This window comes from Candidatus Microthrix subdominans (genome assembly GCA_016719385.1).
Classification (GTDB): Bacteria; Actinomycetota; Acidimicrobiia; order Acidimicrobiales; family Microtrichaceae; genus Microthrix; species Microthrix subdominans.
This window is the reverse complement of sequence record JADJZA010000007.1, coordinates 164,441-190,794: the sequence shown is the minus strand read 5'-3', so window position 1 is coordinate 190,794 and position 26,354 is coordinate 164,441. Positions and strand designations below refer to the sequence as shown.

Below are 26,354 nucleotides of genomic sequence, written 5' to 3'. Positions count from 1 at the left end.
GGAGAGCGGTGCTCATTCGTGGGCCAGGCGGGGTTGGCAAGACCCGCACCTGTCTGGAAGTGGCCAATCGGGCTCAGCAAGACAGGTGGCGAGTGATTCACGCTTTGACCGGCGAGCCGGCGGCCACGACTGATGGGCTTGTGGATGTGGTCTTCTCGTCTGAGGAACCGGTGCTCGTGGTTCTCGACTACGTCAACGAGCTTCATGGCCTCGATTTGTCCTCGATACATAATCGTCTCCTACCCGCTGCAATCGAAGCTGGCGTCCAGATTGCGATCATCGGTTCAGCTCGAAACGGCTGGCTAGCCACCGATCCGCCACTGGGTCCGTTCGACCTTGTTGCAGCTTGCGACACCCCTGGGTTTCAACACAAGGTCAGCCATAGCATTGTCACGCACACCGCACCTCGAGCAGTTTCGGAGGTGGGTTTGGCCGAGGTGGAGCGTCTGTGTGGCCGTCACCCCATGATCGCCCTGCTGGTGGCACGCGAATTGGAGCGACTTGCTATCGATCGAAGAGCGACTGAACCGTGGGTGTCAGCGATGGCGGCGGGCGACCTTGTGGGCTGGCTGCGCCGACGGTTCAGCGAAGACGGCTTCACCGTCGCCCGACCCAAGTCCGCGGTCGACCTAGCGGAGGTGTCGGAGGCTCTGGTAGTGGCAGCCACCATCGCCGGGACACTTCCGGCCAGAGCCGACGATGTCATGCTGGCGGCGGAAGGTGCTGCGGTCGCCATGGCTCAGCCAAGAAGCCGAGGGCGCAGAATCCTGAGGGTGCTCGACCAACTCGGCTGGTTGACCGCCGTGGGTTCCGAGCTAGGACCAGTTCACGACGTCGTCATCGACTACCTCCTGACGGAGGTCCTAGCCACGGATCTGCAAAACGAGTCGGTGACCAACGGGTACGTGGTGCTCGATGGCGGCCTCAACCGACCTCGAGCCCTCGGCCGCCTCGCCTCCAACCTCGGCCGGATAGTCAGCGATCTTCATCTCAGGAACGATTCGATCGGCGAAGATCTTGGCGCGTACTGTCGCAACTGGTTCGACCAGAAGCTTGACGAAGTCCAGGCGTCGTTGCTCGCATGCACCGATCCGGACGAAGCGTCGTACGCGTTGGGCTCGCTTCTGAACGGACCCCCTTGGTTGAGCGGAGTGTTGACCCACTGGCCGACCGTGGTCCAACCCTGGCTGGAGGAGAATCGAAGCTCGGTGGATGCCCGCCATCTTCTCTACGTGGGATTGCGCAACGTTCCTGAGGGGCACTCCAACCCCCTCCCGTCAGTTGCACTCGCATGGTTGGATCACCACGGCGAGCGACGCGACGCCTCATTTGTCCTCGGTCCTCTTTTGGGCCGTGACGACCTGGCCGAACCGAAGCGTGTCGAGACTGCCGCACTCGCATGGCTGGAACACCACAGCGAACTACCCAACGCCCAGTTTGTCCTCGGTCCTCTTTTGGGCCGTGACGACCTGGCCGAACCGAAGCGTGTCGAGACTGCCGCACTCGCATGGCTGGAACACCACAGCGAACTACCCGACGCCCAGTTTGTCCTCGGTCCTCTTTTGGGCCGTGACGACCTGGCCGAATCGAAGCGTGTCGAGACTGCCGCACTCGCATGGCTGGAACACCACGGCGAACTACCCGACGCCTCGTTTGTCCTTCGTCCTCTTTTGGGCCGTGACGACCTGGCCGAACCGAAGCGTGTCGAGACTGCCGCACTCGCATGGCTGGAACACCACGGCGAACGACTCGACGCCCAGTTTGTCCTTCGTCCTCTTTTGGGCCGTGACGACCTGGCCGAACCGAAGCGTGTCGAGTCTGCCGCACTCGCATGGCTGGAACACCACGGCGAACGACCCGAAGCAGCCTCCTTCGTCCTTCGTCCTCTTTTGGGCCGTGACGACCTGGCCGAACCGAAGCGTGTCGAGACTGCCGCACTCGCATGGCTGGAACACCACGGCGAACGACTCGACGCCCAGTTTGTCCTCGGTCCTCTTTTGGGCCGTGACGACCTGGCCGAACCGAAGCGTGTCGAGACTGCCGCACTCGCATGGCTGGAACACCACGGCGAACTACCCGACGCCCAGTTTGTCCTCGGTCCTCTTTTGGGCCGTGACGACCTGGCCGAACCGAAGCGTGTCGAGACTGCCGCACTCGCATGGCTGGAACACCACAGCGCGACCGACGCCGAAGCAGCCTCGTTTGTCCTCGGTCCTCTTTTGGGCCGTGACGACCTGGCCGAACCGAAGCGTGTCGAGACTGCCGCGCTCGCATGGCTGGAACGCCACAGCGCGACCGACGCCGAAGCAGCCTCCTTCGTCCTTCGTCATCTTTTGGGCCGTGACGACCTGGCCGAACCGAAGCGTGTCGAGACTGCCGCGCTCGCATGGCTGGAACACCACAGCGAACGACCCGACGCCTCGTTTGTCCTCGGTCCTCTTTTGGGCCGTGACGACCTGGCCGAACCGAAGCGTGTCGAGACTGCCGCGCTCGCATGGCTGGAACACCACAGCGCGACCGACGCCGAAGCAGCCTCCTTCGTCTTCGTCATCTTTTGGGCCGTGACGACCTGGCCGAACCGAAGCGTGTCGAGACTGCCGCGCTCGCGTGGCTGGGAGGCCACAGCCCGACCGACGCCGAAGCACCCTCCTCCGCCTTCGTCATCTTTTGGGCCGTGACGACCTGGCCGAACCGAAGCGTGTCGAGACTGCCGCACTCGCATGGCTGGAACACCACAGCGAACGACCCGACGCCCAGTTTGTCCTCGGTCCTCTTTTGGGCCGTGACGACCTGGCCGAACCGAAGCGTGTCGAGACTGCCGCACTCGCATGGCTGGAACGCCACAGCGAACGACCCGACGCCCAGTTTGTCCTCGGTCCTCTTTTGGGCCGTGACGACCTGGCCGAACCGAAGCGTGTCGAGACTGCCGCACTCGCATGGCTGGAACACCACAGCGAACTACCCAACGCCCAGTTCGTCCTGTCTCCAATGGTTCCACGCCGCACTTTCACGAACCGGGAAGTGTTGCTTCGATTGTTCGTCCAATGGTGTAATGCAAACTATTCGCTCAAAAATGTCACTTTCCCGAACTCTCGACAATGGCTCAAATACTGGATCGACGAAGTAATCCGGCCTCGGTTCGAGGACGACGGCGGAGCGCTCACCCCAGCCGCCGCCGATGCCTTTACAGTTCGAATGATCCCCGATAACCGTACTGGGATTGCGGCTGCTCTAATCGATGACTTGCTGGTTGACTGGTTGTCGTGGCCCGGGTCCATGCGTTCCGCACTCCCGAGAAGCATTCAGAATCCCACCATTCCCTCTCGCGTTGCCTCCCTGATCCGAGTCGAGCGCCTGCAGGCTGCCTCCCCGGCGGTGGTTCGCTTCCAGACCTGGATCGGGGCGTGGGACGAACCCATTCGGTCCAACGCCTCTGCATTGGCGCGTGTGCCCGGTGACCTTTGACGCATCGAACCTGCCACGACCGGTAAGAGTGGTGGAAACTCCCGACCAATCATGGCCCTTCCGGCACCGCCTCTTCTGCCGCCTGTATCGGCTAGGTGCCGGGATGCTCACGATCGAGCGTGGCGTGCGTCTCGGCCAGCGCCCCAAGAGCGGTGAAACGGGCCGGGACGACATCGGGAACCCCTAGCAGGGTGCTGAAAAACTCGGTGTAGGGCTCGCGATCTGGTTTGGGTTCAGCGAAAATGGGTTGCATGCGTAGAACCCCTGATCGGCAGTTGTCGATGTTGTCGTCGTTGAGCACCGAGGATCTGATCCCGGTCGGGCATCCGATCCGGAAGATCCGGGTGGTGGTCGACACTGTCCTGGCTGAGATGGATGGGCTGTTCGAGGCGATGTACTCGACCCAGGGACGGCCGTCTGTCCCGCCAGAGGCCCTATTGAAATCGACAGTGTTGATGGCGATGTCCTCGATGCGATCAGAGCGGGCGTTCTGCGAACGTCTCAACTACGACATGTTGTTCAAATGGTTCCTCGACCTGCCGATCGACGCACCCTCGTTTGACGCGTCGACGTTCTCCAAGAACCGCCAACGCCTGTTGGACCAGAACATCGCAGACGAGTTCTTCGCAGCCGTTGTCCGCCAAGCCAAACTCCGTCCCTACATGTCGTCTGACCATTTCTCCGTCGACGGCACCCTGCTGGAAGCGTGGGCGTCCCACAAGTCGTTCAAACCCAAAAACCCTGACACCGACAGCGATGACGGCGGGCCGAAGGGACGCAAAAGCGAGGTGGCCTGGCATGGCCAGAAACGCTCCAATGACACCCACGAATCGACGACCGACCCGGAGGCGATGTTGTATCGCAACCCGAACAACACCGCCGCGAACCTTTGCTACGCCGGGCATCTCCTGATCGAGCACCGCTACGGGCTGATCGTCGACGCGGATCTGACGAAGGCAACCGGCTACGCCGAACGTGACTGCGCCAAAGACATGCTGGACCGGCTCCCAAAATCGAAGCGACGAAGAACCGTCGCTGGGGACAAGAACTACGACACCAAAGCATTCGTCGCCGATGTTCGGGCGGCCGGGTTCACCCCACACGTCGCACAAAACACGACGAACCGCCGGTCCGCGATCGATGGGCGGACCACCCGCCACTCCGGCTACGAGGTCAGCCAGCGGATCCGAAAACGGGTTGAGGAACCCTTCGGATGGGTCAAAACGGTTGGCGCAGGTCGGAAGCTCAGATACGTCGGCCAAGACAAGAACCGGGCCTGGTTCAAGATGACCACCGCCGTTTACAACCTGATCCGGATCACCGCACTCGACAACGAAATGGCCCCAGCCTGATGGCCGACACCGCAAGACCGCCACCAGCAGCCGCCAGGTCCTGACCGGCACCAAACAGCGCCGGTCAACACCCCAACCCGGACCCAGCAAGACCACCACCACAGCCCCGAGCAGCCGGCCGGCGAACCTGCCCGACGCCCTTCAGGCCCCGATCCCGTCCCGGACCTCATTCTTCAGCACCCTGCTAGCTGATGAACCTAGGTTCCGAGCGAGCTTCGCCGTTTCCTCCCAGGATCGCGCCGACCCGGACACGCAGGTCGAAGGCGCTCGATATCGATCATAGGAATCACGACCATCGCCATCCATTCAGCGCAGCAGTTCGGCCCCAGTCGCACGCTGCATAGTCCCGGCCAGCAGCCCGAATGCGCCGATTCCGTGGCGCCGTGGTTGGACCGAGCGGCCGGGACTCGGCCTGTCTCACAAACGTTCGTTTCTGAGACGTAGTGGCGGGCGAGCTGGCCTCCTCCCAGTTCGACCTAGATCCCAGCTTCGACCGATACAGCGCATGCATCACCGGCGACCAGACCAGATACGACCTGATCGGACACGGAGCTAACCTTGATACCAATCTGCTGCCAGACGGCTGAGATTCCGAGTGGGTGATCGAATCGCCAGCTGCCGATGCCCGCCCGCTCACGCAACCGTTGCAGCCAGCGGCACAGAACGACCCGTGGGTCGTGGCATGTGCCGGGTCTAACGTCTACCTCTCCCGGGCAGAGTCCTCGATAGCTGACAAAGTCGACGAACTAGACCGCAGCGACCCAGAAGCGGGGCCGCCGTTCCCTCAGAACTCCCAGAGCCTAAAACTAGTGGGCATGCCGATAATTGCATCGGTGTAAGTTGGGGGGTGATCTTGGTAGGCGGGCGGTGGCTGCCGGGAGGTCGGTGTGTCGCGTGGTTCCCCGTTTGTGGTGGTGTTGACCGAGGAGGTGAGGGCCGTGCTGGTGCGCCGTTCGGGTTCGTATTCCGCGTCGCATGGTGAGGTGGTTCGGGCCCGGATCGTGTTGATGGCTGCCGACGGCGACCGGAACATCGATATCGCTGCCGCGTTGGGTGTTCATGTGGACGTGGTGTCGCGTTGGCGGAAACGGTTCTGCGAGGAAGGCCTGGTGGGTCTCGGGGACCGGAAACGTTCTGGACGGCCCCGGGTCCATGACGCCGAGGTGGTGGCCGGGGTGAAGGCGTTGGCGTGCGAACCGCCGTCGGCTCATGGGGAACCGTTATCGCGCTGGTCGTCGGCCGACCTCGCTGTAAAGGCTGTCGACGAGGGCTTCTGCGAGAGCTTGTCGTCCTCAACGGTGCGCCGCTGGCTGGTCGGCCGACCCGATCAAGCCGTGGCAGTTCCGGTCGTGGATCTTCCCTCGCGATCCTGACTTCGCTACGAAGGCCGGGCGGGTGTTGGACCTCTACGAACGCCTGTGGGAAGGCGAACCGTTGGGCCCGGACGACTATGTGATCTCAGCTGACGAGAAGTCCCAACTCCAAGCGTTGGAACGACGCCACCCCGACCTCGACTGCGCACCCGGCCGGACGAGGCGGGTCGAGTTCGAATACAAACGCCACGGCACACTCGCCTACATGGGCGCCTACGACGTCCACCACGGCCGACTGATCGGCACAATCGCTGAGAAGACCGGGATCGTCCCGTTTGAGGAACTCGTCACCAAAGTGATGACCACCGAACCGTACGCGTCAGCCCGACGGGTGTTCTGGGTGGTCGACAACGGGTCATCACACCGCGGACAACCGTCGATCGACCCGATGACCAACGCCTGGCCAACCGCCACCCTGGTCCACCTGCCCGTCCACGCTTCGTGGCTGAACCAGATCGAGGTCGTGTTCTCGATCATCGCCCGCAAAGCAATCCGACCGGTCAACTTTGCTGACCTCGACGAACTCGCCGAACGACTCCGCGGGTTCGAGACCCGATACAACCAGGACCCTCGGCCGTTCAACTGGACCTTCACCCGCACCGACCTCCTTGCCCTCTGCGAACGGATCGAAGCCCGCCAGAGGACCCTCGCCGCCTGAGACGACCAGACTGGACACCCATGGCCACCCCACCCGAATCAACCAAAACCAGCCTCACCCAACGCCTCCGCGCCTACGCGGCCGACATATGGCCAGACCACCAGATCAAAACCCGTTTCCGAGGCCAGTTCGCCTACATCGACGCCGTCGACCCAGACGGTGACACCATCGCGTTGTGCCGTCTCCGATACGCAGGCTCCGCGTCGATGTGGGGGTTCGCGTTCTACCGGGCCAGCCACGACGACTACCAAAACAGCTTCCTACCCACCGGCCAAACCGCAGGCACACCCGAAGACGCACTCGACTGCGCCGCCGGGCTCTACCTCACCCCACTCCAAACACCGACGAACAAACAGGCATGACCACTAGCATTGCCGCTCCTCTCCGCTGAAGACCTCTAACCCGCCGATTTCCAGGTCCCGGGGTGATCTCAACGCGGCCCGACGGCGTCGGAGCGGTCTTCTCCGACGCACCACAACCGCCGTGCTCTCCCCTGACGGTCAGGTCAGAACCACACCGTGGGTGCCCCCAGGTATCTCTGCAATCAGGGGAGCAACCATCGCGGTCCAGCCGGGCACCGCCTCAGCTACCAACACCCCGATCCTGGTAGACCTCGACCTGTACGACGAGCCAGCGGCCACGAAGCTAAACGATGAACTCTATGGTTAAGCTTCGCAAGCTCAACGCAGCCGCTTGACCCGACCAGCGACAAGCCCTGTCATGACACATCGCGGAGCTGACCGGCCAGCGCAGGGATATCGACGGTAGCGATCGTCCAGAGTTGTGCAGGGTCGATGCGGTGATAGTGGTGGCTGATCCGATCGCGGACTTTGGCGAGATCCGAAGTCGGAAGCGCAGGATTTGAGCGCACGAACTCATCAGAAAGTGCTTTCGCTGCTTCGCCTACAATCTCCAGGCTGCGCTCCATCGCTCGACGCAGGACGACGTCTGTATCGAAAGCGGATCGGCCCCGCTCGACAACGATCGAGATCTCGTCGGCTGCCATCAGCATGTCGGCGATGCGTTGGTTGTCGGACCGACTCACAACGGCAGAGCGTCGCGCCGAATCTCGTCGTCGCGATGCAACAGTGCACCTGCGGACACCACGTCGACTTCGACGCCGAGCAGATCGCTCAGCGCTTCTTCGAGATGAATCAGGTCGAGCAACGAACTCGTCGGCTCGAAGTCGACCAGAAAGTCGATATCGCTCTCAGAGTTGGACTCACCTCGAGCGACGGATCCGAACAAGGAGATGGAGCGGCCCCGGTGTCGGCGCACGAGGTTCTCGATGTCGGCGCGATGGTCGCTGACCAGCGACGGCAAGGTGACGGAATCGACGTCCATGGTCTGAACCTACGCCACCGTCGGACGTCGCGGTAAGCAACCCGGGAGAAGCCGGTGTCGCTGTCTACATCTCCAACCGGCGTGGCAAGCCGCTGGGGGACGTCGTCCGTCCGAAAGCGGAGCGCCAACTCCGGAAAGAACGTGCCCCAGGAATCCAGGCTCTCTCGAGCGACCAACGCAACAGTTCGGCCCCAGTCGAGCACTGCATAGTCTCGGTCAAGAACAGCCCGGATGCACCGGTCCGTCGCGCCGCAGTTGGGCCGAGGCTGCCGCGCCTTTGACAGTCTCACAAACCTTCGTTTGTGAGACAGCGGCGGCGTACATAGGACGGTCGATTTATGCACACCGCATTCGCCTTGGTTCCCCTCGACAGCCCAACGGGCGAGTGGGCAGCGGTGCCGGAGGACTTCGCCCCCGCCAGGATCGGCGGAGCAGGGACGGTTGCAACCCAGCGGACCTTGTCATCGTTGCGGCCGGCCCTCAGTGACGGGAGGCAAAGGTCCTTGGCGAGCGCCCCCGCCGAACCAGATCGGCTCATCCCGTTGGGCGATGGCCACCGAATAGCCGACCACCTGGTTCTTGGCCGCCCTTGGCGAACCTCGGCCGATGCATCGCCGCCCACCCGACTTGGGGCCACGTCGTAGCGACTGAAGCGCAGCTTGGTGGTCCAACAACAGCAGCGGTAGGAAGCCGCCCCCAATCGGCCGGAGAGGATCTCGCCCGTACCGGCACAGGCGGCGCTACGCTGCGCCGTAGCCCATATGGGTGACCGATGACACGGACCCGTCACCGGCACCGGGCGCACCAGGGGAACCATATGAACTCGACCACGCAGTCCCAGACCAGTCGGCCGTTAGCCCGACGGGTCGCCATCGCAGCTGCCGCCGCCGTACTGACGCTGCTCGGCATCACCACGCTCGGACACGCACGAGCGGGCGCGCAGGACGTCGACCCGCTGGTCATCCTGGTCAGCAACGACGACGGCATCGGCGCCGACGGCATCGACGCGTTGGTCGAGGCGCTGCGCGCCCGGCCCGACACCACGCTGGTGGTGTCCGCCCCGGCGACCAACCAGAGCGGCAAGGGCGACTCGACCACCGCCGGCGGGGCGCCGGGCTCACCTGGCACGACCAAGAGCGGGTTCGCCGGCACTGCGGTTGCGGGCACCCCGGCCGACTCGGTTCAGTACGCCCTCGACAACCCCGGCACAGAGGGCCCGCCCGACCTGGTGATGACCGGCAGCAACGACGGCCAGAACATCGGCTTCCTGGCCCCGATCTCCGGCACGGTCGGCGCCGCCCAGACCGGCGCACGTGCGGGCATTCCCGCCCTCGCCGTCTCGCAGGGTCTCGGGGACCCGCCGGACTTCCCGGCGTCGGTCGGCGCCGCCATCGACTGGCTGGACGCCCACGAGGCCGCGCTGCGCAACGGCACCGAGCCAGTTCAGGTCTCCAGCATCAACGCCCCGACATGCGTCGAGGGCGCGACCCGGGGCGTCGTCGAGGTGACCAACGATCTCAGCCCAGATGCCAACGTCGGTCTCCAGGACTGCACGTCCACCCTGGCAAACCCCACGACCGACGTCGAGGCGTTCAACAACGGCTTCATCTCGCTGACGATCCTGCCCAACGACTTCCCCGACGCCGAGGAGCCGACGACGACCACCACGGTGCCGTCGTCCGCTGACGAGGCCCCATCCTCTGCGGCCGCCCCGCTGGCGCCGGCCTTCACCGGCTGAGCCGATCGGCCGAGACGCCGGCGACGTGGATCCAGCCCTCTCGACGGGCGGCCGGTAGGTCGGCCGCCGGAGGCGGCGTTCCCCGTCCCGTGGCCACGGCCCGGGCCACCAGCGCACAGATCAGCGCATCCAGACGATCGTCGGAGCCCGCCATCGCCTCACGCACCTCGGTGCTGAACGACAGCGTCGGCAGTGCTGCGACCAGCCTGGCGACCAGGTCCACCCTCAGCTCCTGTCCCGGCGCGCCCTTGTAGCCCCGGGACGGCCAGCCCCAGGCGGCCAGGGCCCCTGCCGGGTACGTCTCGGCGACTGCGCCGTCGACGCCGGAGCGGTCGACGACCAGTTCCTCGTCGACCAGCCTGCGCTGCAGCGCTGCGGCACGCAGAGCCGGAACGCCGATCAGGTCGGTGGACACCGACAGCGGCCACCGCACGGGGTCGGAGCCGTCGGCGAAACGCCGGTCGGTCAGCCGGTAGCGCATCAGTCGACGGGCCTCGGGGTCGGCGGTGGCCACTCCCCTGCCGGCCTCCGGTCCCTGGTGATGCTCACTGATCGCCGCCACGAACGCATCTGGCCAGCCGAGGGGCACGTCCCAGCCGCTCAGCGGCGCCCGGTGGGCCAGCGCGACGATGGCGTCGTCGTCCACCGGGCCGTCGGACAGCTCAACCGAGCCGCTCGACCAGTCGATGGCGCACAGCGCCGTCCGCTTCGGATCGGCGGCCAGGTCCACACCGCCAGTGATCACGGGGCGTCTCGCCGGGCGAGGAAACTCAGGCCGGAACCGGTTGGGAGGCCGACTCGACCAGCGCCTCCATCAGCACCCGTCCGTCGGTCGAGCCCAGCAACTCGTGGGCGGCACGCTCGGGGTGGGGCATCAGGCCGACCACGTTGCGGCCCTCGTTGCACACGCCGGCGATGTCGTCGGCCGACCCGTTGGGGTTGTCGACGTAGCGGAACACGATCCGGTCCTCGGCTCGAAGCATGGCGAGCGTGTCGGGTTCGGCGGTGTAGTTGCCCTCGAAGTGGTTGACCGGGATCGACAGGCGGCGCCCCACCTCAAGCCCCTGCGTGAGCGCAGTGTCCACAGAAGCCACCTCCAGTGTGCTGGGTCCGCACACGAACTTCAGTTGGGCGTTCTTCTGGAGCGCACCGGGCAGCAGGCCGGCCTCGCACAACACCTGGAACCCGTTGCAGATGCCGACGACGGGCCGACCGGCCTCGGCCAGCGCGATCACTGCGGGCATGATGGGCGAGAAGCGAGCGATGGCGCCGGGCCGCAGGTAGTCGCCGTGGGCGAACCCACCGGGCAGCACCACAGCATCGACCCCGTCGAGATGATCCTCGGCGTGGAACACCAGCCGTGGCTCGGCACCGGCGTCGGCCAACACCTCGGCCGCATCGAACTCGCAGTTGGTTCCGGGGAAGCGGATGACCGCCACCACGGGAGCCATCAGGCCGCCCCGGCCGTGGCTGCCTCGCTGAGGCGCACCTCGGCATCCTCGATCACCGGGTTGGTGAGGAACTTGTCGCACAGTTCCTCCACCTCGGCCCTGGCGGCGGCCTCGTCGGTGGCGTCGAGGCGGAAGCGGACGGTCTTGCCCACCGCCACCCCGCTGATGCCGTCGAAGCCGAGGGCTCCGCAGGATCGTTCGATGGTCGCACCCTCGGGATCGGAGATTCCGGGGCGCAACGAGATGTCAACGACGACGTCGAAGGTCATGGCCCCATGATCCCACACCGCCCGACACCGTTCGACCGGCGGTAGCGTTCTCGTCGTGGGAGGAGAGGACTCAACGAACCCGGCGGTGGGCCGACTGGTCGGTGTCGTCGGGCTGATCTGCTCCGCCGCTGCTCTTGCGCTGGCGCCATTGGTGCTGCCCGCGTCCTACTCGTGGGTGGAGCACACCACCAGCGAGTCGGGCGCCCAAGGAGTTGACGGGGCCTGGCTTGCCCGAGCCGGCTTCGTCCTGTTTGGGCTGGCGGTGCTCTGGATTGCCAGCCGTCGCCGCTGCGCTTGGGGGCGCCTCGCCACCGGGCTCCACGTCACGTTTGGGGTCTCCATGATCGCAGTCGCCGCCTTCTCATTGCGGTCGTGGCTGCCCGGCGCGACCTTCGACCCGACCGAGGACGAGCTCCACTCGGTCGCCGCCACCGTCATGGGCTTTGCCTTCGCGTTCGGAGTGCTGGCTGCTGCTGTTCGGCGACGAACCAGCGGCCAACCATGGCGGGTGCGGGATCTGGTCGCCGTCGCCACGTCCGTGGTCGCTCCGTTGGGCATGACCGTGTTCGTCTCGGCGGACGGTGTCCTGCAGCGGCTGATGTTTGCGGTTGCCTACCTCTGGTATGGCGGCGAGGCCTGGGCTGGCCCGATCGACGGGGACGATCAGAAGTCGATCAGTGAGGGCAGGTAGTCGTCGGGAGCTTCATAGCCGAGCAGGTTGAACACCGTCGCTGCGACGTTGGCGAGGCCGTGGGCCGGCCCGGGGACGGCATTGGCCATGTGGTAGTCGCCGTCGTAGTTCGGGTCGTGGATGGCGAATGGTACGGGCGACAGCGTGTGGCTGGTCTTGGGCGATCGCACGCCGTCCGACTCGGTGAACATGATGTCCGCGTTGCCGTGGTCGGCGGTGTAGATCAACACGCCGTCGAGCTCATCGATCACCTCAACCAGCTTGGCCATCGACTCGTCGATGATCTCCATGGCCTCGACGGTGGCAGGCAGGTGGCCGGTGTGGCCGACCATGTCGCCCGATGGGAAGTTGAGACGTCCAAACCGGTACTCGCCCGAGCGCAACAGGTCGATCGTCTCGTCGGTGATCTCCCGAACCTTCATCGCCGGCGTCGTGTCGAACTCGACGTTGTCGGACGGGATCTCGATGTAGGTCTCCAGCGACTCGTCGACGTACCCCGACTTGTTGCCGTTCCAGAAGTACGTCACGTGGCCGAACTTCTGCGTCTCGGAGATCGCAAAGCTGGTGACGCCCTCGGCGCAGAGGAACTCCCCCATCGTCCGGTCGATCGCCGGTGGGTCGACCAGATACCTCGTCGGGACCTGCAGGTCGCCGTCGTACTGGAGCATGCCGGCGTAGAACACGCTGGGCCGGTGCTCGCCGCTCGGCCCCGTGCGATCGAAGTGGTCGAAGTGGTCGTCCTCGAACGTCTGGGAGATCTCAATCGAACGGTCGCCGCGGAAGTTGAAGCAGATCACTGCGTCGCCGTCCACGATCGTTCCCGCCGGCTCGGCGCCGTCGCCAAGGTTGCGTTCGACCACGAACTCGCCGAGGTACTGGTCACCCTTATCGGTCTCGCCGTACATCGTTTCCACCGCTTCGGTCGCCGACGCCACGCGCCGCCCCTCGCCGAACACGTGAGTGCGGTAGCCCCGCTCGACCATCGGCCAGTCGGCGCCGTAGCGATCCATCGTGATGCGCATCCGTCCGCCACCCGACGCGATTCGAAAGTCGCGGTCATCGCCGGAGTCGTTGATCTCGGCAAGTACCTGCTCGGTGGTCGCGATGAAGCCGAGCGCGGACCGAGCGGGCACGTCGCGGCCGTCGTGAAGGATGTGCACGGCGCAGCTGGTGACGCCATCGTCGGCCGCCCGTCGCAGCAGCTGGTAGAGGTGCTCGTTGGTGGAGTGGACGCCGCCGTCGGAGTGCAGTCCGATCAGGTGGAGCGTTCCGTCGCGACCGTGCTCAACCGCGCCCTTCCACACGTCGGTGTCGAAGATCGAGTTGTTCGCCAACGCCTTGTTGACGAGCTTGGCGCCCTGCTCGAAGATCCGGCCTGCACCGAGCGCGTTGTGGCCAACCTCGGAGTTGCCCATGTCGTCGTCGGTCGGGAGGCCGACCGCCGGGCCGTGCGCAGCGAGCTCGGTGTACAACTCGCCCGACGTGAGCGCATCGAGCGTCGGGGTGGCGGCCTCGGTCACCGCGTTGCTCGCCCCGGGAGGTGCCACCCCCACGCCGTCGGCCACAACGACCAACACCGGACCTGGGCGGCCGGAGAACGACGGATGCTTCGACAGGCTCAACGACATGCGCTCAGGGTAGGCGGATGCCGACCAGTCCCAGCCGTGCCTCGCAGCGGCGAGGGTCAGGTAGTTGCGCCGGGCCAGTCGGCGAGGGACTTGCCGGTGAGGCGGGCATAGGCCTCCCGGTAGCGATCTGCGGTCTCGGCCACCACCTCGGGCGGCAGGGTGGGCGGTGGCGGGGTCTTGTCCCACGGCTGCTCGGACAGCCAGGCCCGCAGCGGCTCCTTGTCGAACGCCGGCTGGGGTTGTCCGGGGGTGTACCCAGAGGCGGGCCACAGCCGGGACGAGTCGGGGGTGAGCACCTCGTCGCACAGCACCAGTTGGCCGTCGATCAGCCCGAACTCGAACTTTGTGTCCGCCAGGATCAGGCCCCGCTCGGCCGCGGCGGCCGAACCGGCGGCGAACAGCGCCAACGCTGCGGCCTCGACCCGCTGGGCCAGTTTACCGCCGAGAATGTCGGCGGCTGCGTCGACCGAGATGTTCTCGTCATGGTCCCCCACCGCCGCCTTGGTCGACGGGGTGTACATCGGCTGGGGCAGTTGGGCGGACTCGACCAGACCCGCAGGTCCGGCCATGCCGTGGATCGTTCCCGAGGCCGAGTACTCACGCCAGGCCGAGCCCGACACGTAGCCCCGCACGATCGCCTCGACCGGCAACATTTCCGCCCGTCGGGTGAGCATCACCCGGCCGGCCCAGTCGGGATGCTCGGCGCCGTCGGGCACGTCGGCCAGGTCGCAGCTGATCAGGTGCGACCCGATCGAGCCGTCGCCGACCGAGGCGAGGTGAGCGAACCAGTACGCAGACGTGGCGGTGAGCACCCGGCCCTTGTCGGGGATGACCTCGTCCATCACCACGTCGAAGGCCGAGATGCGGTCGGAGGTGACCATCACCAGCCGGTCGTCCCCGGCGTCATAGATGTCGCGCACCTTGCCCGAGTAGATCAGCTCCATGCCGGGATCCTTTCGACCGCCGGGTCCCTCATCAGAGGACCAGCGCCGGGGTATAGGCCGCCGCCTCGGGGTGGGCCTTCAGGGTTCGCTCGATGCGTTCGACCACCGTCGCAACCTGCTGGGGAGCGGTGCCGACAAATTCGAGCGGCTCGCCCAGCGCAGCGTCGATCTGGCCCCGGTCCAGCCCAAGAGCGGGCTCGCCGGCCAGGCGGTCGAGCAGGTCGTTGCCCTCGGCACCCGCCTCGCGCATCTCCCGGGCCACCGCCACCGCGTGGCCCTTGATCGCTTCGTGGGCGGTCTCCCGGCCGACACCGCTGCGCACCGCCGCCATCAGCACCTTGGTGGTGGACAGGAACGGCAGGTAGCGGTCGAGCTCACGCTGAATCACCGCCGGGTAGGCACCGAAGCCGTCGAGCACGTCGATGAAAGTGTTGAACAGACCGTCGGTGGCGAACGCAGCGTCGGGCAGGGCCACGCGGCGGACGACCGAGTCGAACACGTCGCCCTCGTTCCACTGGTGACCGGCGAGGCCACCGATCATGGCGACGTGACCGTCGAGGATCACCCGCAGCCCACAGACCCGCTCGGCGGAGCGGGCGTTCATCTTGTGGGGCATGGCCGATGAGCCAACCTGGCCCTCGCGGAACCCCTCGGTCACCAGCTCGTTGCCCGCCATCAGGCGGATGGTCGTCGCCAACGATGACGGGCCGGACGCCAGCTGGGCGAGCGCAGTGACCACCTCGTAGTCGAGCGAGCGGGGATACACCTGGCCCACGCTGGTCAACACGTTGGCGAAGCCGAGGTGGGTGGCCACGCGGCGCTCCAGGTTGGCCACCTGATCGGCCGAACCGAGCAGGTCGACCAGGTCGGCCTGGGTGCCGACCGGGCCCTTCAGGCCGCGCAGCGGGTAGCGCTCGATCAGCGCCCGAAGCCGGTCGTGGGCCTCGAGCAGCTCCTCGGCCGCCGACGCGAACCGCTTGCCCAGGGTGGTCGCCTGTGCGGCCACGTTGTGGGACCGGCCGGCCATCACCGTGGTGGCGTGGTCGGCTGCCAGCTGCCCCAGCCGGGCCAGGGAGGCCACCGCACGGTCGGCGAGCAGCTCCATCGACCGGCGCAGCTGCAGCTGCTCGACGTTCTCGGTCAGGTCCCGGCTGGTCATGCCGGCGTGGATGTACTCGTGGCCGGCCAGCGCGCTGAACTCCTCGATGCGGGCCTTGACGTCGTGGCGGGTGATGCGCTCCCGGGCGTCGATCGAGGCCAGGTCCACCCGGTCGATCACCGACTCGTAGTCGGCGATCACGCCGTCGGGAACGTCCATGCCCAGCTGGGCCTGTGCGGTGAGCACCGCAATCCACAGCTCGCGCTCCAGCACGATCTTGCCCTCGGCCGACCACAGCTCGGCCATCTCCGGCGAGGCATAGCGCCCGGCGAGCACGTTGGCGACCGGCGACCGGACGGTGTCGCTCTCCGGGGTACTGATCTGGGGGGCAGTGGCCATCAGGGCGTTCCTTCGTCGGTCGGGTGAGTTTGCAGCGAGGCATCCTGGGCGATCGCCTTGGCCTCGAGCGCTTCGGCGTGGGCCGCCAGCGCGTCGGCCAGGACGGGATCGGCCAACGCCAGCATTCGCACCGCCATCAAGCCGGCGTTCTCCGCCCCGCCGATCGCCATCGTCGCCACCGGCACGCCGCTGGGCATCGACACGATCGACAACAGCGAATCTTCGCCGGAAAGATGCTTCGAGGGCACCGGCACGCCAATCACCGGCAGCGTGGTCATCGACGCCACCATGCCCGGCAGGTGGGCCGCCCCACCGGCGCCGGCGATAATCACCGACAGGCCTCGCCCGGCAGCCCCGGTGGCGTACTCGACCATGCGGTGGGGCGAGCGGTGCGCCGAGATCACCCGAACCTCGTGGCTGACGCCGAAGCGGGCGAGCGCCTCGGCCGCCGGGGCCATCGTGGCGGCGTCGGAGGACGAACCCATGATGATGCCCACCGTCGGGGCGCCTCCGGTTGGATCGGCGGGGGCGTCGGGTTGGGTCATGTCGTTCGGCTCGTTTCGGGGCGGGTCAGCTCGGGTCGGTGCGGCTCGGAGAAGGTCATTGTGGCGCCGGGTCTCGCCCGTCGAGCGCCCGGGCCACAGCAGTGGCTCGAGCGAGGGCTCGATCGGCATCGTCGTCGCAGACGGTGACGTGGCCGATTTTGCGCTCCGACCTGGGCGTCTTGGCGTACAGGTGCACCTTGGCAGCCGGGTCGACCGCCATGCCCGTCGCCAGGCGGGATCTCGGCTCGGGCGCACCCTCATCAGAGGACCCCCGAGCTCCGACGACATTGACCATGGCAGCGGCGGGAGTGCGCAACGAGACGTCGCCCAGGGGCAGGTCGAGCACGGCGCGCAGGTGCTGTTCGAACTGTCCGGTCACGCAGGCATCGGCGGTGACGTGGCCCGAGTTGTGCACGCGGGGAGCGATCTCGTTCACCAACACGTCGCCATCGGTGGTGATGAACAGCTCCACCGCGATGATGCCGACCGCTTCGGCCACCAGGGCCACCTCCTCGCCCACCTGGCGGGCCCGTTCCAGGATCGACTCGTCCAGCCGGGCCGGCACAACCACCTCGTTGCACATGCCGTCGCGCTGGATCGTCTCCAGCACCGGGTAGGTGGCGTGCTGGCCGCCCGGGCGACGGGCGGTCACCACCGCCACCTCGGCGGCCAGGTTGAGGGCCGGCTCGAGCACCAGCGGCGCCCCGGTCCATTCGACGACGAAGTCGACGAGCGCATCGGCGCCGTCCAAAGCGAACACCGCCCGCCCGTCGTACCCGCCGCGGCTGGCCTTGGCGATGACGAGCGGTCCGTGGATGTCGGCGAACCTCCGCGCCACCTCGGTAGCGGACTGGCCTGCCGTCGCAGGCCCGTTGATGCCGGTGCCGGCCGGGTCGATGATCTCGAAGGGCGGCACCGGGCAACCGGCGCGAGCCAGGCGCTCGCGCTGATGGGCCTTGTCGGCGAAGCGCAGCGTGTCGGGGCCGGGTCGAACCGCCACGCCGGCGGCGACCACGTCCTCGAGCGCGCCCCAATCGACATTCTCGTGATCGAAGGTGACGACGTCGACGCCATCGGCGAAGGCGGCGATGGCATCCGGGTCGTCGGGGCTACCGGTCGTGACCGACGCGAACACGCCATGGACGCCCTCGTCGGAGGCATCCGCCAAGGTCGATACTTCGACGCCCAGCGAAACCGCCGCCTGGGCGATCATGCGGGCCAGCTGTCCGCCGCCGATGATGCCCACGCGGGGCACCCCGGCCGGGTCGTCGTTTACCCCGGCGTCGCTCATGTCCGAGCCGCCGTCGAGGCGATGTCGGTGCGAACGGTCATGCCCCTCCAGCGCAGTTCGGCCACACCGGCGTACGCCCGCTCCCTCGCCTCGACCACGTCGACTCCCCTTCCGCACACCGACAGCACCCGGCCCCCCGAGGTGATCAAGGCACCGTCATCGTCGCTGGCCACACCGGCGCCATACACGTTGACCCCGGGCAGGGCCCGGGCGGCGGCGAGCCCATCGATGCGATCCCCGGTACGCGGCGACGCCGGATAGCCCTCCGATGCACACACCACGTTGACCATCGCCTCGTCGGAGAACGTGGGCTGCGCCTCGATCGATCCGGCGGCCGCCTGCGCCAGCAGCTCGACCAGGCTTGAGGTCATCCGGGGCAGCACCACCTGGGTTTCCGGGTCGCCGAAGCGCACGTTGTACTCGAGCAGCTTCGGCCCGTCGGAGGTGAGCATCAACCCGGCGTACAGCACGCCGCGGAAGTCGATACCCCGGCCCCGCAGCGCCGCCAGGGTGGGAGCGATGAAGTCGTCGGCAACGATGCGTTCGAGCTCGCCAGCGGCCAGATCGCCCTCGGGCAGGTACGGGCTGAACGCACCCATCCCACCGGTGTTGGGGCCGGTGTCACCGTCGCCGATGCGTTTGAAGTCTTGAGCAGGGCTGAGCAGCACACCGCGCCGGCCGTCGCACACCGCGAACACCGACACCTCGGGCCCGACCAGCCCCTCCTCGATCACCAACGTCTGCCCGGCATCTCCGAAGGCCCGACCGGACAGGTAGTCGTCCACCGTGTTGCGGGCCTCAGCCAGGTCGTCGGTGACGAGCACGCCCTTGCCGGCTGCCAGCCCGTCGGTCTTGATAACGAACGGCGGCGCCATCGTGTCGAGGAACGCTCGCGCGGGCGCCGCCTCGGTAAACGTCCCGTATCGCGCGGTCGGCACCCCCGCCTCGGCCAGCAGACCCTTCATGTAGGCCTTGGAGCCCTCCAGCTGGGCACCGTCGACGCCGGGCCCGAACACGAGCTGCCCCTCGGCCCGCAGCCGATCGGCCAAACCGTCAACCAGCGGGGCCTCGGGCCCGATAACGAACAGGTCGGCGTCCAGGTCCTCCGGCGGGATGTCGACCGAGCCCTCGATCAACGGGTTACCCGGGCTGACGAGCACCTCGGTTGCGTCCCGTCCCAATACGTCCGCCAGCGCCGCCTCGCGCCCGCCCGATCCGACCACACAGACTCTCACCGTCCCATTGTGCACCAGGCCGCCGCAGCGATCGCACCCAAGGTCGAACTGGGTGTGATCGCTGTGGGACGGGCCGCAGCGATCACACCCAGTTGAGGCACGGGTGTGATCGCTGTGGCTCACATCCGCTGCGGCTTCCGGCCCCGCCCCGCTGGACGGTCCCGTAGAGTCCCGACCATGGGGGACACCACGCTGAACGACGCCGGATCGAACGCCTTACTGAGCGAGCTGGTGGTCGAGGCCACCGGGCTCGCTCACGACCTGGTCGGCTGGCGACGGGACCTGCACCGGCACCCGGAGCTGGGCCTGGACAACCCGCGCACCCAAGACCTGATCGCCACGGCGTTGGAACCACTGGGCCTGGCGATTCGGAGGGGCGAGGCCACCACCTGGCTGACCGCCGACATCGTCGGCGACCCGGACGGACCGACGTTTCTGTTACGGGCCGACACCGACGCACTGCCGATGACCGAGAACTCCGATGAGCCGTTCACCTCGTCGATCGAAGGGCGAGCGCACACCTGCGGCCACGATGGGCACGTGGCCATGCTGCTCGGCGCCGCCCGGTTGCTGGCGGCCCGGCGCGACGAGCTGCCCGGCACGGTGCGGCTGGCATTCCAACCGGGCGAGGAGGGCTTCGCCGGTGCCAAAGTGATGCTGAACGAGGGCGTCCTCAACGAGGGCCTCACCTCGCCGGTCGGCGCAGCGTTCGCAATCCACGTCACCCCGAACGCCCCCACCGGCTTCATGGCGATGCGGCCGGGCCCCCTGATGGCATCGGCCGACGAGTTCACCGTCACGATCAAGGGTCGCGGCACCCACGCGTCCATGCCCCACTTCGGCATCGATCCGATGCCGGCGGCCGCCGAGGTGGTCGGGGCACTGTCGACGATGGTGACCCGCCGCATCGAAGCGTTCGACCCGGCGATCGTGACCGTGGCCCATCTCACCGGCGGTTCCACCCACAACGTCATCCCCGAGCAGGTGCTGATGGAGGGCACGGTGCGGTGCGTTTCCGCTCACACGCGCGACCGGGTGGAGACACTGTTTGCCGAGGTGGTGCACGGCGTGGCCTCCGCCCACGGATGCACCGCCGAGATCGACTACACCCGCGGCTACCCGGTCACGGTCAACAACGCCGAGATGACCGAGCTGGTCGGGGACGTGTGCGAACAGGTGCTCGGGCCGGACCGGATGTTCCCGCTGCCGTCACCGGTGATGGGTGCGGAGGACTACAGCTACATCCTCGAGCGGGTGCCGGGAGCCATGGCGTTTCTCGGCGTCTGCCCGGCCGACATCGAGAACTTCCTCGAGGCACCGGCGTGTCACTCCGACGTGATGCGCCTCAACGAGGACGCCCTGCCGCTCGGCGCAGCGATGCACGCCGGCGTGGCACTGGAATGGCTCGGCCGCCAAACTCAGGGCCACCAGGGCTGAGGGTGGGGTTCAGCCCTCCGCTGCAAACATCGATTCGGGGAACCCGCCGCTGGCGATCGGCCCCCAGCGGGTGACCTCGATGCGGATCAGGCACTTGCCCTGCTCGGTCATCGCCTCGCGGTACTCGTCCCAATCGGGATGCTCACCCGAGATCGACCGGTAGTAGGCGACAAAATCGTCGAGCGCCTCCGGCAGGTCGAGCACCTCGGCGCTGCCATCAACCTGCACCCACGGCCCGTTCCAGTCGTCGGACAACACGAGCACCGACGTCTGGCTCCGCCGCCTGACGTTGGCCGCCTTGGCCCGCTCGGGGTAGGTGGAGGTGATCAGCCGCCCGTCGGGCAGCAGCCCACCCGTCAGTGGCGAGAGTTGGGGTCGACCGTCGGATCGGGTGGTGACCAAAATCCAGCGATGGCGCTCCCGTATGAACTCGTCGAGGGCGGCTCGATCCACCTTCTCGTTGCGGGCGATGTATCGAGCCCTGGGGTCGCTGCGCGGGATTTCTACCATGGCCAATCCTGCCATGGACCCCACCGGCCACGACCCGCGCTTGCTCGGCAGCGCCAGGTCAACTGCGCCCGACGGTTCTGGTTCAGCCGGTGAACTTCGGCGCCAGAGGGGCCGCCACAGCGCTGGCGGGGCCCGATAGAGCCGAATCTGGTGCCGAGGGCTGCCCGGGTCCGCAGTCAGGCTCGATGAGCTCAACCGGGATGCTCACGCCGTCGAGGCTCACCTCGGGCACCGTGGCATCGGCCTCCAAGCGCAGGTCGAGCCCGCCGGGGAACTTGCCGACGACCGTGAAATCGTCGACGTCGAAGATCACCGGGAAGGGACCCGGCTCGGACTCCAGCGCTTCGTCGAGCGACGCCTGACCCTCTGGTGTCAACCCGATCTCCAGGCGCGGCAGCTTGGGCGGCGCATCGGCAGGGCATCCCCCCGTAAAGGTGGCCACAAAGAAGCTGGCGAACTCATCATCCTCTTCACCGTCACCCTGGAAGTCGTCACATGACCCAACCTCAACGAGCCCGGAGACACCGTTGATCAGCACGTCATCGGGTTGAAGATCGGCGGGCACGTCGTTGAACTCGATGTCGAAGCTCGCCACCGTGAAGGCGATCTCTCCGGCCACCACGTCCACCGGATTCTGCGAGACGTTCAGCACGACCAACTGCGGGGGAAGCACATCGCCATCAACCTCGCACTCCGGATACAGCCTCGCGTCAATGTTGGCTCCGGGGCACGACTGTTCGTAAAACGCGGTGATCGGGTCCAACACCTGTGCATACCCCTCGAGGAGGTCCTCGCGCTGTTGCTGGGTGAGGCCCGAGATCCCACCGGCGGCGTCGATCTGCGCTGACGCCGACGCCGAGAACGCGTCAAGTTCATCGAGGAGCAGCGCCAACTCCGCCGGAGCCACCTGCCGTAGCGCGGCGATCAGCTCTGCACCCTCAGCGCTTTGCTGCTGGTAGTCCTCGTCGTCGACCGGAATCGAACCGGCGTTGTCGAGCACATCGGACAGCGGCGCACAGAACTCGGGCACCACCACCGGCGGATCGTCCTGGGCGCCGGCTGCTGCCGGAACGAACATCGCACCCAGCACCATCACCGCCGAAACGATCACGCCCCAGAAGCCCAAGCCTCCAAAACCCTGAACCGGACGCTGACGACGTCCTCCGAGTCCATCCACGACAATCCCCCACGGGCACGAGGCTCACGGACGTGAACCAGTTGCCGAACACTAAGAGCGTGCGCGGATTGATGTTGGTGTTCGGGGTCATTGGCACCAGCGGTCTCGGTGGTCGATCAGTTTCGGGACGATGATGAACAAAACTGCAAGGCAGAACTGGCACTTGCGTCCGGGATCGCGTCGGTGCCGTGGAGCTGCCCAAATGGAGGCCACGAGTTCCTGCTCGACCGGCCAGCGACCATGGTGTGCCGGCCTTGACGACGGCTTTTGGGTTGGGTCGCCGGGTTGCGTCTTGTCGATGACGGTCTCGCGAGTCCAACGTGTCGAGGTCGCCCGAAGGAGCTGACCCTTGTCGAGGTGGAAGGCGCCCCCTCGAGTGTGTTGTCCAGGCGTGCCAGGTCGATGGTGATGTGTGGCGGTTGGCGCCGAAAGCCCAGCTGCTCGGGATCCCACGGCGTCTGTGCAAGCGACCATTTGTGGCGGTCCTTGTCTTTGGGCTGCCGGTCCTTCCCACCGCACGGGGCCTTGTGGAGTGACCCGTCGATCGCGATGTCGGTCATGTCGAGGCCGATGATCCGGTCGTACGCGAACACCGCGTTGGCGGCAACTTTTTTGAAGACGCCAGTGTCGACCCAGAGGTTGTAACGGGCTCTGACGGTGGTGTCGGAGACCTTCCAGCCGCAGAGAGCTTCGGCGACGACCCAGGAGCAGCCGGTGACCAGCCGGACGTGGATCACGTCGAAGCAGGTCCGGTCGGAGATTCTTGGGCGGTGGCCGCCTTTGGGTGTTGTCGTCGCGACAGAGCCGGCCATCATGACTTCGGGACCCCAACCCTCCACCGGTTCGGTGTTTGGGCACCTGATAAAAACACAGGACAAACCCGGCCGTGGACCCTCCTACTCAGATCCTGGGCCTCCCGAGCGAGGTCGACACCGTCAGGACGGACAGGGTGTTCCTTTCTAACGGAGTGACCCAAGCCCTAGCTGAGGAAACCGATTCAACCGGAGAGGCCCAAACTCATTCGGGCTCAGCCCACGTGGCGGTGAACGAACTGCTCACGACCGGGCCCGACGCCCACCAGGCTGACCGGACAGCCGACCTGATCCTCGAGAAAGGCCAGGTAGTCGCGCGCCTCAACCGGCAGATCACCCGGCTCGGTCATGGCGGTGAGGTCGGTCTTCCAGCCGGGCAGCGTCTCGTAGATCGGCTTGGCGTGGTGCAGGTCGCTCTGGTGGTACGGCAACGTCTCGTGCCGCTCGCCCTCCACGTCGTAGGCGACGCACACCGACACCTCATCCAACTGGTCGAGCACGTCCAACTTGGTGAGCGCGATCTCCGACAGCGAGTTCACCCGCACCGCCTGGCGCATCATCACCGCATCGAACCAGCCGGGACGGCGGCGACGGCCCGTGTTGGTGCCGTACTCGTGGCCGACATCGACCAGATGGTCCCCCACCTCGTCAAACAGCTCGGTCGGGAACGGACCGGCCCCGACCCGGGTGATGTACGCCTTGGCGATACCGACCACCCGGTCGATGTGGCGGGGGCCGACCCCGGCACCGGCGCACGCACCGCCGGCGGTGGGCGACGACGACGTGACAAACGGGTACGTCCCGTGGTCGAGGTCGAGGAACGTGGCCTGGGCGCCCTCGAAGAGCACATTCTCGCCGGCCTCCAGGGCCTCGTGAACCATGCCCACCGTGTCGGCCACGTAGGGCATCATGCGGTCACGTACCTCACCGAGGTAGGTCTCGGCCAGCTCATCGACGTCGAAGGGCAGCCGGTTGTACACCCGGGTGAGCACCTGATTTTTCTCGTCGAGCACCGCCTCGAGCTTCTCGCGGAAGATTTTCGGGTCGAGCAGGTCCTGCACCCGGATGCCCACCCGCATCGCCTTGTCGGCGTACGTGGGACCGATGCCCCTCTTGGTCGTGCCCAGCTTGTTCTTGCCCAGGTACCGCTCGGTCAGCCGGTCGATCTCCTGGTGGTACGGGAGGATCAGGTGGGCGTTGCCCGACACCTTCAGGCGGGAGCAGTCGACGCCCTTGGCGGTGAGCATGTCGATCTCGGCGAGCAACACGATCGGGTCGACGACCACGCCATTGCCGATCACCGGGATGATGTGGTCGTACAGCACACCCGAGGGCACCAACTGGAGGGCGAACGACTCGCCGTCGACCACCAGGGTGTGGCCGGCGTTGTGGCCCCCCTGGTAGCGCACCACCATCGACATCTCCTTGGCGAAGAGGTCGGTGAACTTTCCTTTTCCTTCGTCACCCCACTGGGTTCCGACGACAATGGTCGCGGGCATGGCTGGTTCCTTCCGGGCGCGCCCTCACACCGACGCGCAAACTAAACGGCGGACGAGCCTACCGTCGAAGTGCGATCGGTCGGCGACCTGGGCACGTCGTAGTCGCCATTGCGGGCGAAGATCCGGATGCGGAAAAGGTCCCGCAGCAGCCGGGCGGTGTCGCGAACGACGCGCACGGTCGACTGCTCGCTGTTGGCCACCTGCACCGGCACCTCGCACAGCGACAGGCGCTGGCGTTCGACGAGGTACAGCACCTCGATGTCGAGGGCAAAGCGGTCGATGCGGGTCAGCGGGAAGATCGCCTCGGCGGCCTCGGACCGGAAGGCCTTCAGCCCGCACTGGGTATCCCGGTAGCGCCCGAGGAGCACTACGGAACTCAACACGTTGATCGCCAGGCTGCCCAGCTGGCGGAGGCGTCCGGCCTGAACCAGCGTGGCGGTGGCGGTGTGCTTGCGGCTGCCGACGACCACGTCCCAGCCGGCCTCGGTGAGCTTCAGCATCGACAGCACCTGATCCGGGGAGTAAGCGAGGTCGGCGTCGAGGAACACCCGGGTCGAGCCGGTTGCCACCTGCATGCCGGCACGGACGGCCGCCCCCTTGCCCTGGTTCTCCGGGAGGGTCACCACCCGGTCCGCTCCGGCTGCCGCCGCACGCTCGGTGGTGTCGTCGGTCGAACCGTCGTCGACGACGATCACCTCGACTCCCCCACGCTTGGCGACGCCGGCAAGCTGGCGATGCACCTCGTCAAGTGTGTGACCGATCCGGTCGGCCTCGTCGTAGGCAGGGATGACCACGCTCAGCCGGGGACGGTCGGCGGGCAGCGGCGGCGGCGTGGAGGGTGACGACTGGTCGGAGAGCACGACAGCGGCCAGCACGGAGCGGTAAGCGGTCGCCCGCATCAGCACCGCCGCCGCCAGGGCGACCACCTTGGAGATGACCAGCCCGTGCACCGACTGCACGTCGAGCGCCCGGGTGAACGCTGTGAACACGACGACGTCCACCGCCAGAGACCCCACCAGGGTGGTGAGATACGAGCCGACGTACTCCTCGAACCAGCGCCGGGTTGGGCTGTTGGCCAGGGTGACGAGGCGATGAAGCAGCAGCGATACAACGGTGGCGATGCTGACCGACACCAGGTCGGCGGTGAAGGCATCGAAGCCCCAACGCCGGATCAGCGGGACGAGCACGGCAAGGTCGACCAGGGTGGCTATAACCCCGACGACGGCGAAGCGCTGGACCCGGTTGGGCACCCGCTCGGCGGCAGCTCTGGCGTCTGTAGGGCCGTGCGCCGCCGGTGTGGTCATGGCGAAAAGGCTACCGGCCGGTCGACCGACCCCGCGACCCGCACCCCTCGTGATCGTTCGCTCCCGTCGGGCGGTACCCGCTTACGCCTCCTTCGGCTCCGCCCTGAAGTAACCTCGCCGCCGGGCGCGAAGG

Annotated in this window: 24 protein-coding genes and 1 pseudogene; 8 read left to right on the top strand and 17 right to left on the bottom strand. The window is 66.7% G+C overall.

Features of this window, described 5'->3' with window-relative positions; translation table 11 throughout:
* Window positions 1-542 precede the first annotated feature (542 nt).
* Together IPN02_10995 and IPN02_10990 are read left to right on the top strand one after the other, a co-directional pair.
* A complete protein-coding gene (locus tag IPN02_10995; protein MBK9297334.1) occupies window positions 543-2,678 on the top strand; it encodes a hypothetical protein in 2,136 nt (711 codons plus the stop codon).
* The gene (locus IPN02_10990) at window positions 2,668-3,465 is read left to right on the top strand and encodes a hypothetical protein (GenBank protein MBK9297333.1); all 798 of its coding nucleotides are present in this window, start codon (window positions 2,668-2,670) and stop codon (window positions 3,463-3,465) included. Before IPN02_10995 ends, IPN02_10990 begins: the two co-directional genes overlap by 11 nt.
* A 91-nt stretch (window positions 3,466-3,556) precedes the next feature.
* Here IPN02_10990 and IPN02_10985 read toward each other — a convergent pair whose 3' ends face one another.
* Complete coding sequence (locus tag IPN02_10985; GenBank protein MBK9297332.1) at window positions 3,557-3,766, bottom strand: hypothetical protein; 210 nt, start codon at window positions 3,764-3,766, stop codon at window positions 3,557-3,559.
* Between IPN02_10985 and IPN02_10980 the strand changes: the two genes are divergently transcribed.
* The 3 genes and pseudogenes from IPN02_10980 (at window position 3,717) to IPN02_10970 (ending at window position 7,210) form a co-directional block, all read left to right on the top strand.
* Window positions 3,717-4,817 carry an IS5 family transposase gene (locus IPN02_10980; protein MBK9297331.1) on the top strand — a complete coding sequence of 367 codons (1,101 nt, stop codon included), beginning with the start codon at window positions 3,717-3,719 and terminating at the stop codon, window positions 4,815-4,817. The genes IPN02_10985 and IPN02_10980 overlap by 50 nt on opposite strands.
* A gap of 887 nt (window positions 4,818-5,704) precedes the next feature.
* Window positions 5,705-6,848: pseudogene (locus tag IPN02_10975) on the top strand (IS630 family transposase).
* Between the two features lie 20 nt (window positions 6,849-6,868).
* Complete coding sequence (locus IPN02_10970; protein ID MBK9297330.1) at window positions 6,869-7,210, top strand: hypothetical protein; 342 nt, start codon at window positions 6,869-6,871, stop codon at window positions 7,208-7,210.
* Window positions 7,211-7,566: 356 nt separating this feature from the next.
* Here the strand turns inward: IPN02_10970 and IPN02_10965 are convergent, their stop codons facing one another.
* Window positions 7,567-7,860 carry a DUF86 domain-containing protein gene (locus tag IPN02_10965; GenBank protein MBK9297329.1) on the bottom strand — a complete coding sequence of 98 codons (294 nt, stop codon included), beginning with the start codon at window positions 7,858-7,860 and terminating at the stop codon, window positions 7,567-7,569.
* Between the two features lie 29 nt (window positions 7,861-7,889).
* Window positions 7,890-8,192 (bottom strand): nucleotidyltransferase family protein, encoded by a 303-nt coding sequence (locus IPN02_10960; protein ID MBK9297328.1) that lies wholly within the window; start codon window positions 8,190-8,192, stop codon window positions 7,890-7,892.
* Between the two features lie 817 nt (window positions 8,193-9,009).
* Between IPN02_10960 and IPN02_10955 the strand changes: the two genes are divergently transcribed.
* Complete coding sequence (locus IPN02_10955; GenBank protein ID MBK9297327.1) at window positions 9,010-9,930, top strand: 5'/3'-nucleotidase SurE; 921 nt, start codon at window positions 9,010-9,012, stop codon at window positions 9,928-9,930.
* Here the strand turns inward: IPN02_10955 and IPN02_10950 are convergent.
* From IPN02_10950 to purS, 3 genes are read right to left on the bottom strand one after another with little or no spacing between them, the layout of a single operon-like run.
* Window positions 9,920-10,675 carry a DUF429 domain-containing protein gene (locus IPN02_10950; GenBank protein MBK9297326.1) on the bottom strand — a complete coding sequence of 252 codons (756 nt, stop codon included), beginning with the start codon at window positions 10,673-10,675 and terminating at the stop codon, window positions 9,920-9,922. The genes IPN02_10955 and IPN02_10950 overlap by 11 nt on opposite strands.
* Before the next feature lie 25 nt (window positions 10,676-10,700).
* Window positions 10,701-11,381 carry a phosphoribosylformylglycinamidine synthase subunit PurQ gene (purQ, locus tag IPN02_10945; protein ID MBK9297325.1) on the bottom strand — a complete coding sequence of 227 codons (681 nt, stop codon included), beginning with the start codon at window positions 11,379-11,381 and terminating at the stop codon, window positions 10,701-10,703.
* Complete coding sequence (purS, locus tag IPN02_10940; protein MBK9297324.1) at window positions 11,381-11,650, bottom strand: phosphoribosylformylglycinamidine synthase subunit PurS; 270 nt, start codon at window positions 11,648-11,650, stop codon at window positions 11,381-11,383. Before purS ends, purQ begins: the two co-directional genes overlap by 1 nt.
* Window positions 11,651-11,705: 55 nt before the next feature.
* On the opposite strand from purS, the gene IPN02_10935 reads away from it, so the two are divergent.
* Window positions 11,706-12,341: a DUF998 domain-containing protein gene (locus tag IPN02_10935; GenBank protein MBK9297323.1), complete on the top strand. Its 636-nt coding sequence runs from the start codon at window positions 11,706-11,708 to the stop codon at window positions 12,339-12,341.
* Here IPN02_10935 and IPN02_10930 read toward each other — a convergent pair.
* The 6 genes from IPN02_10930 to purD are packed head-to-tail and all read right to left on the bottom strand — an operon-like array spanning window position 12,314 to window position 19,497.
* Entirely contained in the window at window positions 12,314-13,969 is a 1,656-nt protein-coding gene (locus IPN02_10930) for a 2,3-bisphosphoglycerate-independent phosphoglycerate mutase (GenBank protein MBK9297322.1), read from the bottom strand. The genes IPN02_10935 and IPN02_10930 overlap by 28 nt on opposite strands.
* 56 nt (window positions 13,970-14,025) lie before the next feature.
* Window positions 14,026-14,913 (bottom strand): phosphoribosylaminoimidazolesuccinocarboxamide synthase, encoded by an 888-nt coding sequence (locus IPN02_10925; GenBank protein ID MBK9297321.1) that lies wholly within the window; start codon window positions 14,911-14,913, stop codon window positions 14,026-14,028.
* A gap of 31 nt (window positions 14,914-14,944) precedes the next feature.
* Window positions 14,945-16,411 carry an adenylosuccinate lyase gene (locus IPN02_10920; GenBank protein MBK9297320.1) on the bottom strand — a complete coding sequence of 489 codons (1,467 nt, stop codon included), beginning with the start codon at window positions 16,409-16,411 and terminating at the stop codon, window positions 14,945-14,947.
* Window positions 16,411-16,956, bottom strand: coding sequence for a 5-(carboxyamino)imidazole ribonucleotide mutase (gene purE / locus IPN02_10915; protein MBK9297319.1), 546 nt, complete (start codon window positions 16,954-16,956; stop codon window positions 16,411-16,413). Before purE ends, IPN02_10920 begins: the two co-directional genes overlap by 1 nt.
* 55 nt (window positions 16,957-17,011) lie before the next feature.
* Window positions 17,012-18,247, bottom strand: a complete 1,236-nt coding sequence (locus tag IPN02_10910; GenBank protein ID MBK9297318.1) for a 5-(carboxyamino)imidazole ribonucleotide synthase — start codon at window positions 18,245-18,247, stop codon at window positions 17,012-17,014.
* Window positions 18,244-19,497, bottom strand: coding sequence for a phosphoribosylamine--glycine ligase (purD, locus tag IPN02_10905; GenBank protein MBK9297317.1), 1,254 nt, complete (start codon window positions 19,495-19,497; stop codon window positions 18,244-18,246). Before purD ends, IPN02_10910 begins: the two co-directional genes overlap by 4 nt.
* A gap of 162 nt (window positions 19,498-19,659) precedes the next feature.
* Here purD and IPN02_10900 point away from each other — a divergent pair, with 162 nt between their 5' ends.
* Entirely contained in the window at window positions 19,660-20,919 is a 1,260-nt protein-coding gene (locus tag IPN02_10900) for an amidohydrolase (protein ID MBK9297316.1), read from the top strand.
* 9 nt (window positions 20,920-20,928) lie between these two features.
* On the opposite strand, the gene IPN02_10895 is transcribed toward IPN02_10900, so the two are convergent.
* The 5 genes from IPN02_10895 to IPN02_10875 form a co-directional block, all read right to left on the bottom strand.
* A complete protein-coding gene (locus IPN02_10895; protein MBK9297315.1) occupies window positions 20,929-21,429 on the bottom strand; it encodes a PPOX class F420-dependent oxidoreductase in 501 nt (166 codons plus the stop codon).
* An 82-nt stretch (window positions 21,430-21,511) separates the two neighbouring features.
* The gene (locus tag IPN02_10890; GenBank protein MBK9297314.1) at window positions 21,512-22,606 is read right to left on the bottom strand and encodes a hypothetical protein; all 1,095 of its coding nucleotides are present in this window, start codon (window positions 22,604-22,606) and stop codon (window positions 21,512-21,514) included.
* A gap of 116 nt (window positions 22,607-22,722) precedes the next feature.
* Complete coding sequence (locus tag IPN02_10885; GenBank protein MBK9297313.1) at window positions 22,723-23,418, bottom strand: transposase; 696 nt, start codon at window positions 23,416-23,418, stop codon at window positions 22,723-22,725.
* A gap of 215 nt (window positions 23,419-23,633) precedes the next feature.
* The gene (locus IPN02_10880) at window positions 23,634-24,917 is read right to left on the bottom strand and encodes an adenylosuccinate synthase (GenBank protein MBK9297312.1); all 1,284 of its coding nucleotides are present in this window, start codon (window positions 24,915-24,917) and stop codon (window positions 23,634-23,636) included.
* Between the two features lie 41 nt (window positions 24,918-24,958).
* Window positions 24,959-26,221: a glycosyltransferase gene (locus IPN02_10875; protein MBK9297311.1), complete on the bottom strand. Its 1,263-nt coding sequence runs from the start codon at window positions 26,219-26,221 to the stop codon at window positions 24,959-24,961.
* Window positions 26,222-26,354: the final 133 nt, after the last annotated feature.

Excerpts from the sequence above, each read along its gene's own strand:
- IPN02_10995 (MBK9297334.1), top strand. The coding sequence starts at position 543 with ATGGCGGCGGGCGACCTTGTGGGCTGGCTGCGCCGACGGTTCAGCGAA.
- IPN02_10980 (MBK9297331.1), top strand. The coding sequence starts at position 3,717 with ATGCGTAGAACCCCTGATCGGCAGTTGTCGATGTTGTCGTCGTTGAGC.
- IPN02_10970 (MBK9297330.1), top strand. The coding sequence starts at position 6,869 with ATGGCCACCCCACCCGAATCAACCAAAACCAGCCTCACCCAACGCCTC.
- IPN02_10965 (MBK9297329.1), bottom strand. The coding sequence starts at position 7,860 with ATGCTGATGGCAGCCGACGAGATCTCGATCGTTGTCGAGCGGGGCCGA.
- IPN02_10960 (MBK9297328.1), bottom strand. The coding sequence starts at position 8,192 with ATGGACGTCGATTCCGTCACCTTGCCGTCGCTGGTCAGCGACCATCGC.
- IPN02_10955 (MBK9297327.1), top strand. The coding sequence starts at position 9,010 with ATGAACTCGACCACGCAGTCCCAGACCAGTCGGCCGTTAGCCCGACGG.
- purQ (MBK9297325.1), bottom strand. The coding sequence starts at position 11,381 with ATGGCTCCCGTGGTGGCGGTCATCCGCTTCCCCGGAACCAACTGCGAG.
- purS (MBK9297324.1), bottom strand. The coding sequence starts at position 11,650 with ATGACCTTCGACGTCGTCGTTGACATCTCGTTGCGCCCCGGAATCTCC.
- IPN02_10930 (MBK9297322.1), bottom strand. The coding sequence starts at position 13,969 with ATGTCGTTGAGCCTGTCGAAGCATCCGTCGTTCTCCGGCCGCCCAGGT.
- IPN02_10925 (MBK9297321.1), bottom strand. The coding sequence starts at position 14,913 with ATGGAGCTGATCTACTCGGGCAAGGTGCGCGACATCTATGACGCCGGG.
- IPN02_10920 (MBK9297320.1), bottom strand. The coding sequence starts at position 16,411 with ATGGCCACTGCCCCCCAGATCAGTACCCCGGAGAGCGACACCGTCCGG.
- purE (MBK9297319.1), bottom strand. The coding sequence starts at position 16,956 with ATGACCCAACCCGACGCCCCCGCCGATCCAACCGGAGGCGCCCCGACG.
- IPN02_10910 (MBK9297318.1), bottom strand. The coding sequence starts at position 18,247 with ATGAGCGACGCCGGGGTAAACGACGACCCGGCCGGGGTGCCCCGCGTG.
- IPN02_10900 (MBK9297316.1), top strand. The coding sequence starts at position 19,660 with ATGGGGGACACCACGCTGAACGACGCCGGATCGAACGCCTTACTGAGC.
- IPN02_10895 (MBK9297315.1), bottom strand. The coding sequence starts at position 21,429 with ATGGTAGAAATCCCGCGCAGCGACCCCAGGGCTCGATACATCGCCCGC.
- IPN02_10885 (MBK9297313.1), bottom strand. The coding sequence starts at position 23,418 with ATGGCCGGCTCTGTCGCGACGACAACACCCAAAGGCGGCCACCGCCCA.
- IPN02_10880 (MBK9297312.1), bottom strand. The coding sequence starts at position 24,917 with ATGCCCGCGACCATTGTCGTCGGAACCCAGTGGGGTGACGAAGGAAAA.
- IPN02_10875 (MBK9297311.1), bottom strand. The coding sequence starts at position 26,221 with ATGACCACACCGGCGGCGCACGGCCCTACAGACGCCAGAGCTGCCGCC.